At 72.6% G+C, this 8,224-nt stretch carries 8 protein-coding genes and 2 pseudogenes; 7 read left to right on the top strand and 3 right to left on the bottom strand.

What is annotated here, in order from left to right:
• Window positions 1-361 precede the first annotated feature (361 nt).
• Window positions 362-610 (bottom strand): annotated as a pseudogene (locus B7L92_RS33545) (LysR family transcriptional regulator); the annotation flags it as partial.
• 109 nt (window positions 611-719) lie between these two features.
• Here B7L92_RS33545 and B7L92_RS33540 point away from each other — a divergent pair.
• The 4 genes from B7L92_RS33540 to B7L92_RS33525 all read left to right on the top strand — a co-directional run bounded on the left by B7L92_RS33540 (window position 720) and on the right by B7L92_RS33525 (window position 5,484).
• Window positions 720-1,544, top strand: coding sequence for an ABC transporter ATP-binding protein (locus tag B7L92_RS33540; protein WP_081241034.1), 825 nt, complete (start codon window positions 720-722; stop codon window positions 1,542-1,544).
• Window positions 1,541-4,024, top strand: coding sequence for an FtsX-like permease family protein (locus B7L92_RS33535; RefSeq protein ID WP_081241033.1), 2,484 nt, complete (start codon window positions 1,541-1,543; stop codon window positions 4,022-4,024). Before B7L92_RS33540 ends, B7L92_RS33535 begins: the two co-directional genes overlap by 4 nt.
• 295 nt (window positions 4,025-4,319) lie before the next feature.
• Window positions 4,320-4,721: a DUF6153 family protein gene (locus B7L92_RS33530; RefSeq protein WP_081241036.1), complete on the top strand. Its 402-nt coding sequence runs from the start codon at window positions 4,320-4,322 to the stop codon at window positions 4,719-4,721.
• Between the two features lie 124 nt (window positions 4,722-4,845).
• Window positions 4,846-5,484, top strand: coding sequence for a DUF305 domain-containing protein (locus B7L92_RS33525; RefSeq protein ID WP_081241032.1), 639 nt, complete (start codon window positions 4,846-4,848; stop codon window positions 5,482-5,484).
• A 382-nt stretch (window positions 5,485-5,866) separates the two neighbouring features.
• On the opposite strand, the gene B7L92_RS33515 is transcribed toward B7L92_RS33525, so the two are convergent.
• Complete coding sequence (locus tag B7L92_RS33515; RefSeq protein ID WP_174704060.1) at window positions 5,867-6,310, bottom strand: VOC family protein; 444 nt, start codon at window positions 6,308-6,310, stop codon at window positions 5,867-5,869.
• A gap of 241 nt (window positions 6,311-6,551) precedes the next feature.
• On the opposite strand from B7L92_RS33515, the gene B7L92_RS33510 reads away from it, so the two are divergent.
• Window positions 6,552-6,899: a DUF1330 domain-containing protein gene (locus B7L92_RS33510; RefSeq protein WP_081241031.1), complete on the top strand. Its 348-nt coding sequence runs from the start codon at window positions 6,552-6,554 to the stop codon at window positions 6,897-6,899.
• Window positions 6,900-7,082: 183 nt separating this feature from the next.
• Here the strand turns inward: B7L92_RS33510 and B7L92_RS41695 are convergent.
• Window positions 7,083-7,231, bottom strand: a pseudogene (locus B7L92_RS41695) (helix-turn-helix domain-containing protein); the annotation flags it as partial.
• A gap of 283 nt (window positions 7,232-7,514) precedes the next feature.
• On the opposite strand from B7L92_RS41695, the gene B7L92_RS43005 reads away from it, so the two are divergent.
• The gene (locus B7L92_RS43005) at window positions 7,515-7,646 is read left to right on the top strand and encodes a hypothetical protein (RefSeq protein ID WP_255311255.1); all 132 of its coding nucleotides are present in this window, start codon (window positions 7,515-7,517) and stop codon (window positions 7,644-7,646) included.
• A gap of 104 nt (window positions 7,647-7,750) precedes the next feature.
• Complete coding sequence (locus B7L92_RS43000) at window positions 7,751-7,885, top strand: hypothetical protein (RefSeq protein WP_255311254.1); 135 nt, start codon at window positions 7,751-7,753, stop codon at window positions 7,883-7,885.
• The last annotated feature ends 339 nt before the right edge of the window (window positions 7,886-8,224 follow it).

Below are 8,224 nucleotides of genomic sequence, written 5' to 3'. Positions count from 1 at the left end.
GAGACGTCACCCGAACGCGGGGTGACGTCTCCGGGGCGGCGTGCGAGGGGACTTCGCGTGTGTCCCGGCTTCGTGGCTGGGGCTGTTGTCCCGACCGGGCGGTTGCACGGGGGTCGGTCCCGGTGTGCGCCGTCGGCGGGTCTGGGCTATAGTCGATCTTGAAGNNCAAGGCCTGCCCGGCGCTCCATGAGAAGCCCCGCCCCCTGCCACAACGGGGGGCGGGGCTTTGTCACATGCGCGGCAGTTCGTGGCGTGAGGAGACGTCACCCGCGTTCGGGTGACAGCCCGGCGAGGCCCGGGGCGGCGCGCTATCTCCCACTGACCACCTCAGCGTGAAGACATGTGCTCATCCCCTGTTCGGTCAGCCGTCGTGGAAGGGGTGCCGGCCGACCGGGTCTCCGTGTGCGTTGCGGAAGGAAGGCTCGGACAGGGCCGCGTGGCGCAGGTGTTCGGCGAGCGCCGCGGTCGCCGTGGAGGCGGCGCGGTCCTTGACGCCCCAGGCCAGTAGATGGTGGCGGCGAGCCCAGGGGTCCTGCAGTTCGCACACGTCGAGGGGCTGGTGGGGGTCGATGGCGCGGCGCGGTACGACGGCGAGCCCGACGCCGGCGGCGCCCTCGGGTTATCCCCACCCCGGATCCGCCAGCAGCCGCCATGGTCCGTAACGAGCATGATCCGTAGCTTCGGGTCATCGGCTCGAAGAGATCGCGAGAGGACGGACCATGAGGCTGCGCAGCGGCAGGCGGCAGAAGGCGGACGACCGGCCGGATGCGGAGGCCCCGGCCACCGCATCCGGTCTCGCCGTCGAACTGCGGGGCGTCCGGCGGCGGTACGGCCGCGGCGCCGGTGCCGTGCACGCGCTCGCGGGCATCGACCTCGCCCTCGCGCGCGGCACGTTCACCGCGGTCATGGGCCCGTCCGGGTCCGGCAAGTCCACCTTCCTGCAGTGCGCCGCCGGGCTCGACCGGCCGTCGGCCGGCTCCGTGCGCCTCGGCGGTACGGAGATCACGGGCATGGGCGAGAACCAGCTCACCGAGCTGCGCCGCAGCCGCCTCGGCTTCGTCTTCCAGGCGTTCAACCTGCTGCCGTCGCTGACCGTGGAGCAGAACGTGCTGCTGCCGATGCGCCTGGCCGGGCAGCGCCAGGACCGCCGCCGGGCGGAGGCGGTGCTCGCGCGGGTCGGGCTCGCCGACAAGGCGAAGCGCCGGCCCGGCGAGCTCTCCGGCGGCCAGCAGCAGCGCGTGGCCATCGCCCGCGCCCTGGTCACCAGCCCCGACGTGATCTTCGCCGACGAGCCCACCGGCGCCCTCGACACCGGCACCGCCGCCGAGGTCCTCGGCCTGCTCCGGCAGGCGGTGGACACGCTCGGGGCCACCGTCGTCATGGTCACCCACGACCCGGCGGCGGCCGCCTGGGCCGACCGCGTGCTGTTCCTCGCCAACGGCGTCTTCGCCGGCGGCCTGGAGCGCGGTTCGGCGGAGCAGATCGCGGCGCGCATGGCCGCCCTCACCGCCCGCCCGGGCGCGATGGCGGAGGCCGTGGCATGAGACTGCTCCCCAACGGCCTCGCCCGCGCGGCCGTACGCTTCAAGCCCGCGTCGTTCGCGGGCACGTTCGTCGCGCTGATGATGGCGGCGCTGATCGTCTCGGCCTGCGGCATCCTGCTCGAGACCGGCCTGCGCGCCTCGGTGCCGCCCGAGCGGTACGCGAAGGTACCGGTCGTCGCGGCGGCGGACCAGTACGCCCGCTTCGTCACGGGCAGCGGCGACAGCCGGTTCGAGTCGACGGCCCTCCTGCCGGACACGGCGCGCGTGGACACCGCGCTGGCGGACAAGGCGGCCCGCGCGCCCGGCGTGGAGGCGGCGGTGCCGGACTTCACGTTCCCGGTGCGGCAGGGCGACGGCATGCTGACGGGCCACGGCTGGGGGTCACACACCTTCACCGGCGCCACGCTCACCTCCGGTGCCGCGCCCCGTACCGGCGAGGTCGTGCTCGACGCCACCGCTGCGCGGGCCGCGAAGGCCGGCGTCGGTGACACCGTCACGCTCGAAACCGCCACCGGGCGCGCCGACTTCCGCGTCTCCGGGCTGGCGAGGGCCGGATCCGGAGACGCGGCCGAGGGAGCCACCGGCTGGTTCGCCGACGCCCAGTCCTCCGCGCTCGCCGGGCACCCCGGCAAGGCCGACGCCATCGCCGTACTGGCGAAGGACGGTTCGGACGCCGACGCCCTCGCCGCCGGCGTGAGGAAGGCGCTCGCCGGTTCCGGTGCCAAGGTGCACTCCGGCGACGGCCGCGGCGCCGTCGAGGACCGTGGGCTCGGGTACGCCAAGGAGACGCTCTCCGGGCTCGGTGGCTCCTTCGGCGGGGTCGCCGCCATGGTCGCCGTCTTCACGGCGTCCGGCACGGTCGGCTTGTCCGTCGCCCAGCGCGCCCGGGAGTTCGCGCTGCTGCGCGCCGTCGGCGCCACCCCGCGGCAGATCCGTCGCGCGGTCGCCGCCGAGGCGCTGCTCGTCGCGCCCGCCGCCGGGCTGGTCGGCTGCCTGCCCGGGATCGGGCTCGCGCACTGGTGGTTCGGACAGTTGCAGGACCGCGGGGCCGTCCCGGAGGCCGTGGGCCTGCACGTCTCCTGGATCCCGCTCGTCGTCGCCGTCGGTACGGGGCTGCTGACCGCGCTCGCCGCCGGCTGGGCGGCCGGGCGCCGACCCGCGAAGATCAAGCCGGGGCAGGCGCTCACCGAGGCGTCGGTGGAGCGGCTGCGGCCGGGCGTGATCCGTACCGTGCTGGGTCTGGGCGCCCTCGTCGGCGGCGGGTTCCTCACCGTCCTCGCCGCCCGTTCGGCCGGAGAGGACGCGGCCAACGCCGCCCTCGGCGTCGTCATGCTCTTCATGCTCGCCGTGGCGCTGCTCGGCCCGCCGGTGGCGTGGCTGTGCGCGGCGCTGTTCGGGCTCCCCCTGAGCGGCGGCGGCGCCGCGGCCTCGCTCGCGGCCGCCAACTCCCGTACGAACGCCCGTCGGCTCGCCTCCGCGATCACTCCGATCGTGCTGGCCATGGCCTTCACCTCGACGCTCGTCTTCATGCACACGAGCGAGAGCCACGTCGCCGCGAAGCAACTGCGCGCGGGCATCACCGCGGACCACGTGGTCACGGACCCGGCCGGGCTGCCCGCCGACGCCGTCGACCGGGCCGCCCGCACGCCCGGCGTCGACGCGGCCGTGGGCCTGCTCGACACGCAGGTGCTCGTGCCCGTCGGGTCGGGTGGCGACCGGTGGCTGCAGGGCTCGGCGACCCAGGGCATCTCCGGCTCCGGCGCGCAGCTCGAGAAGGTGCAGGACCTCGATGTGCGCAGCGGCAGCCTGGACCGGGTCGGCAAGGGCCGGATCGCCATCGACAAGACGCTCGCCACGTCGGCGAGGGTCAAGGTCGGCGACAAGCTGCCGATCCACCTCCCGGACGGCACCAGGGCCAGCCCCGAGGTCGTCGCCGTGTACGGCCGCGGTCTCGGCCTCGCGGCGGTGACCATGGACCGCGCGTCCCTGGCCGCCCACGTCACCTCGGGCTTCGACAGCACGCTGCTGGTGCGGGGCGGGGACGCCGAGGCCCTCGCCCCGCTCGGCGAGGTCACCGACGCCTCCGGCTACGCGGTCGAGCAGAACACCGACCGCGAGCTCAACGCCTGGGCCAACTACACGATGGCCGGCGTCCTCGGCGGCTTCGCCGCCGTCGCCGCCGTCAACACGCTCGTGATGACCGTCCTCGACCGCCGCCGCGAGCTCGGCATGCTCCGCCTCATCGGCTCCACCCGGCGTCAGGTGATGCGGATGCTGCGCTGGGAAGGCCTGCTGGTGGCGGTGACCGGCATCGTCCTCGGCACGGCCATCGCCGCCGCGACGCTGATCCCGATGATGCGCGGCCTCACCGGCGAGGCTCCGTACGTACCTCCGTCGGTGTACGCGGCCCTCGCCGGGGGCGCGGTGGGACTGGGCCTGCTGGCGGTGACCCTGCCGGCGAGGGCGGCACTGCGGCGCTGAGGGACGGCGGCTCCGAGGCGCCGGGGCGCGCCTCGGAGCAGGGACTCCATCGAACCGCGATACCGCTTGCGGTCGTTGCCGTCCTTGCCGGCCACTTTCAGCCCGTCGGGGAAGCCGGTGCCGGACCCCGGTACGAGAGCATGCCATCGAAGATCTTCGGAGAAGGGCGCGGCGCACGCCAAGTGGCAACCCTCGGGGAGGGTGCCCGCTGACATGTCGGCCCGGGCGAAGCGGTACGCGACAGGCGGACGGGTGCGCCCGCTCAGTGCGGGGAGCACCTCGTACCATGAGGTCCGTGATCAGCAGCACCCGTTCAAGCCGCCGCCCAGTAGGGCGGCTGTTCGTGTTGCTGATCTTGGCGGTGCTGGCCGGTGTGCTGGGCATGCACGGCTTGGCTCCGGGCGGAGTGCCGACGGCGCGGACCGGGACCGGCCACGAGAGGGTGATGGCCGCGGCGGACGGTGTGCCGCACGCGAACGGGGGGTGCACGCACACGGACGGCGGATCGGGGTACCTCGATCACGCCGATGGGACGTGCGCGGCCGCCGGCACCGGTTCGGCGTACACGCCGCCGGCGCCGGTCGGCGCGGTGCTGGACACGCCCGCCGGGCCTTCCCCCACCACGGCGACCGGCGGCTCGGTTCCTGACGGGCGGGCGCCGCCCGACCTTTTCGAACTGCAACTTCTGCGGATATAGAGCGGCCCGCTCGGCACCCCTCGTACCCGGCGATGACCGGTGACGGGTGCCGTGCTCCCGCACGCCCTCGAAGATCCGTGACACCGCGCGCCGTGACCGGCGCGCGTGAAGGAGTTGCACCACCATGATCCGCAAGCGTTCACTCGTCCGCCGTACCGTCGCCGTCGCCGCCGCAGGTGCGGCAGTGCTCGTCCTGGCGGCCTGTGGCGGCGACGGCGACGACGGCAGCTCGGCTGCCGGGCACGGCGGCCACAACACCACCGCTTCCTCGTCCGCCTCCGCCCCGGCGTCACAGGGACAGCACAACGCGGCCGACGTGGCCTTCGCGAAGGGGATGATCCCCCACCACCGCCAGGCCGTCGAGATGGCCGACCTCGCACCCGAGAGGGCTCAGTCGGCCGAGGTGAAGAAGCTCGCCGCCGACATCAAGAAGGCCCAGGACCCGGAGATCAGGACGCTGTCCGGCTGGCTGGCTTCCTGGGGCGAGAAGGTGCCCGCCGAGGGCGCCACGGACCACTCCCTGCACGGCATGGACGGGATGATGACGGCCGAGGAGATGGCCGAGCTCGAGAACGCCTCGGGCAAGGCGTTCGACACCGCCTTCATGAAGATGATGATCAAGCATCACGAAGGCGCGGTCGAGATGGCGGAGACCGAGCAGGCCGACGGCGCCTACGCTCCGGCCAAGAAGATGGCCGCAGAGATCATCGCCTCGCAGAGCGCGGAGATCGAGCAGATGAACAAGCTGCTCGGCGACAACTGATCCCACCGCGCGAACACGGGGCGGGCACCGGCGGTGCCCGCCCCGCACCGCCGTGTCCGCCTGCCGTCCTCCTCTTCCTGCTGCCTGGACTCCGCGACTTCCTTGCCGCCGGGCCCATCGACCACATGCACATCGTGGTGGTCCCGATTCCGCTCGGCCGAGGCGTACGCCTCTGGGACGGAGTGGAAGGCCTCGAGAAGGACTACGAGGTTGAGGCACCTCCTCGCCCAGCGGCGTCACGCGTGTGGCGTTCACCCGTGAGGGTCTCCGAACCGCCTGGGTCGGGGACCCAGAGCCGCGGGTAGGGCCCGAGACCCTGCCTTTCCCCTGCGTCGTCCAGCCCGTTCGGGCCGGCCCGGGAACACGGGCGCGCTTGCTCCACTCAGGTGACCAGCTGGCCGATGCCCAGCATGTTGCCCTCGCTGTCACGGAACCAGGCGCCCCGGGCTTCCCGAGCGCCTGGTGCGCGCGTGCTCAGATAGTTCTGGACGTCGACGATCCCGTCCTGCGTCCGCGCGCCGCCGTGCACCGGGGAAAGGGCGAACTCCTCGAACACCACACCGCGCTGCTTGAGCTCCCCGACGACCGCCTCGATGTCATGGACCTCCCACGACATCTGTGTGAAGGTCCCGGGTGAGGCTCCCGCGGACCGAAACACCTGGAACTCCGCGCCTCCACACCGGTACATCAACCCGCCGGGCGCTTCTTCGACCGGCTGCAGGCCGAGCTTCTCGGAGTAGAAACGCCGTGCTCGCTCCAGGTCCCGGGCCGGAAGCCTGGTTGCCACGCGGCCCTGGGCCAGGAGGTTCCCGCTGTGTCCGTTCATGTCCCAAGTGTGGTCCGGATGACGGCGGAAGGGCCGGAGCCGGGCGTCCCGCGCGCTGCGCGTCGTACGAGATCCCACCGATGACGGCCCACGGACCACGCCGTAGCCGAGGGTGAGGACGACGCCTCTCCCGAGGAACGGCGAGTCGGCCGGGGGCAATGACCTGCCAGGTCATCGACCCCAGCCTTTCCGAATGCCACGATCATCCGCGTACGGAGCCGGACGGACCGGAGAGGACACCATGCCCGCCTACGTCATAGCCCACCTGCAGTCGGCCGACCCGCACCCGGACATCGCGGAGTACATCGAGCGCATCCCCGCCACTTTCGAGCCGTACGGCGGCCGGTTCCTCGTGCACGCCACGGAGCACGAGGTGAAGGAGGGCACCTGGCCCGGGCACGTCGTGATGATCGGCTTCCCCGGGATCACAGAGGCACGGACCTGGTGGGACTCACCCGCCTACCAGGAGATCGCACCGCTGCGTTCCCGGCACATCGAGGGTGACATCATCCTGGTCGAAGGCGTGCCCGACGGCTATGAGGCCACTGCCACCGTGAAGGCCATGCGGGAGGCGCTTGCTGCCGATTGAGCCCTCGGCCCGCCGTCGGTGAACGGAGATCGCCCCGCATCGAAGACCTGCTCCTGCCGGGGAGATCCAGCACCCGGCGCCGGGTCAGGTGCGGTACTCGGCGGCGAGGCCGGCGCGCTGCGCTCCCCACGTGCCGTGGGTGCAGAAGCCGCCGTGCGGCGGACCAGCGGATCGCCGCTTCCCCGAAATGTGGGCGAGCTGAGCGACCTCCTCCCGCCGCAGACCCGGGGTACGGCGCCGCGACCCCGTGGCAAACCCACGTCCTCCGGCCGGAGCCGCTCCCTCCTGCTGCGCAGGAACGCCGCGAGCGCATGCCTGTCCATACGCACCACGTTACGGTTCCTCCGCAGCGGCCCCGTACCCCGGCCACGGACCCGTCGTCCCTGGACAAGGGCGCCGATGCGCCCCAGCGGGTGACGGAAGGGGAGTGGTCGGCCCACGCGACACCGTCGTCGACGTTGTCGGGGCAGACGACCGACCAGAGGGCTCGGTCCCTGGCGTCCCCCGTAGTCGCCAGGATCTTCCGGTGGTCGTACTGCCGAGGCGACAGCGCGTGGGGACACGGTGCCGCCTTCCTCAAGAAAACACCTCACGGGCGAATGGACACGACTGCCCATGACCGCATCCCTCGCCGACGGAGCCCTGGTCACCGCGCTCCACCTGCGCGAACCCGGCGTCCGAGACCTGCTCGCCCAGTCCGGTGCCCACGTCCGTCGGGTACGAGGTGCCGGCGCGGGTTGCCCGTGAGCGCCGGGAAGGACTCCGTACGCGGGAAATCTTGCCGAACCGCCATCCCGTGAGGGAGACCGCACGTATGTCCTAGTGAAACGTGTGAGACGAAGGGAAGGACCATGTCGCTCTTCAGTCACCTGGTACCCGCCAAGAAGCACTCCAAGGGCATGAGGACCACGACCACCGCGAAGGGGAGGACGTCCCACAACCGCAAACACCGTCGTCGTACCTCCAGCACCGGCATGCGCAAGTGACGCCGGTGTCCCTCGGCGGCCGGTGGGCATGACCTCCCGGTCGCCCGGGGACGACGTCCGGCAAGTCGCGGTTCCGTGAACCTTCGCCGTCACGCCGTTCGCAGCGCCACCCCGGTCGCGGTGCTGCGGCGGTTGCTCTCGGTCACCGAGCCGGAGGACGAACGGGTCGTCGAGCATGGACCCCACCACGACCCGCTGAGGAGCGGCGGGACCTGTGCCCGACTGCACCGGTTCCACGCTCCTGCGGGCCCCGCAGCCGCGCCTTCCGTGATCAAGGCCTTCCCATGAGCCGTCCGAACACCCCCTCGCCGCGAACGGCCCCCCGGCACCGGACCGCCC

Source organism: Streptomyces viridosporus (assembly GCF_002078235.1).
In the GTDB taxonomy this organism is placed as follows: domain Bacteria; phylum Actinomycetota; class Actinomycetes; order Streptomycetales; family Streptomycetaceae; genus Streptomyces; species Streptomyces viridosporus.
This window is presented reverse-complemented; position numbering and strand designations above follow the sequence as displayed.